This is a genomic window from Runella sp. R5_40 (genome assembly GCF_057652295.1).
The window spans coordinates 1-1,176 of sequence record NZ_JBYFCH010000067.1 but is presented as its reverse complement, the minus strand read 5'-3'; the positions used below and the strand labels follow the sequence as shown (position 1 = coordinate 1,176).

Genomic DNA, 1,176 nt, shown 5'->3' with positions numbered 1-1,176 from the left:
TAGGTTAAACGCACTTAGCCTAGGAGTTTTAGAAAGAAAGTGTTAGGCAGTATTTTTGTGGATGGACTGGAAAAAGATTTTTGCAGAAATACCCGATTTTAGGCGTGAACACTTCTTTAAGAAGCATCAATTGGGTGATATTTTACTATTGAGTTTATGTGCTGTATTATGTGGAGCAGAGACAGACGAGGAGATAGAGACTTATGGTAGAGAGAAAGAGGCGTTTTTAGGCACTTTTTTAGATTTACCAAACGGCATCCCTTCCCATGACACAATAACCCGAGTGTTTAGATTTTTGGATAAAGACAAGTTTAGCGGGTGTTTGTATCAACATTCTGCATCATTGAAGATGTTTTTGGAGGAAACCCACATCAGCATAGATGGTAAGATATGCAGAGCTACTAATAGGAGTGGGAAGAAAAGAGGAGGTATTTGTATCATTACTGCATGGGCCTGTGAGCAGAATTTGTGCTTAGGTCAGTTGAAGGTAGAGGAAAAATCTAACGAGAAGACAGCTATACCAGCACTAATAGACGACCTTGATGTAAAAGGTAGTTTGGTGAGCATAGATGCCATTGCCAACAGCCCCAGCGTAGCGGCACAGATTTTAGATAAAGGAGGCGATTATATCTTGTCATTGAAGGAAAATCAAGGATGCACCTTTGAGCAAGTTTCAGATTATATGCGGCAAAATCAATCAGTATTAGAAAAAGACAAAAACGTTGATTTTGGCAGCGGACGCATAGAAACAAGGACTTGTTATGTGCTTAAAAATCTTGAATTTATAGAAAATGTATTCGACTGGAAAGGCATTAAAAACGTGATTATGATTCATGCCCAAAGAGAAATTAAGGATAAAATTCAAGAGGAATATCGGTTTTATCTCAGTAGCAAAGACCAAGATGCCAAGTATTTTAATCAGAGAATTAGAGAGCATTGGAGCATAGAAAATCAACTACATTGGCATCTGGACATCAGTTTTGATGAAGACAAATGCCGTACCAAAATGGGAAACGGTTGTGAAAATCACAATACACTTAGAAAAATGGCGTTGCAAATGCTTCAGCAACAAAAAGATAAGCACAGCATTAAGGAGAGACGAAAAAAAGCAGGTTGGAATGACCATTACCTGCTCAATATCATCAAAAATAACCATTAGTAAGTGCGTTTAACCTG

The 1,176-nt window shown here is 38.0% G+C and carries 1 protein-coding gene; it reads left to right on the top strand.

Going from position 1 to position 1,176, the window contains the following annotated elements; all coding sequences use genetic code 11:
• Window positions 1–61: 61 nt before the first annotated feature.
• Window positions 62–1,159, top strand: coding sequence for an ISAs1 family transposase (locus tag AC23N5_RS31410; protein WP_487758563.1), 1,098 nt, complete (start codon window positions 62–64; stop codon window positions 1,157–1,159).
• The last annotated feature ends 17 nt before the right edge of the window (window positions 1,160–1,176 follow it).

Bases quoted from the DNA above. Each gene is read 5' to 3' on its own strand.
- AC23N5_RS31410 (WP_487758563.1), top strand. From the start codon at position 62: ATGGACTGGAAAAAGATTTTTGCAGAAATACCCGATTTTAGGCGTGAA.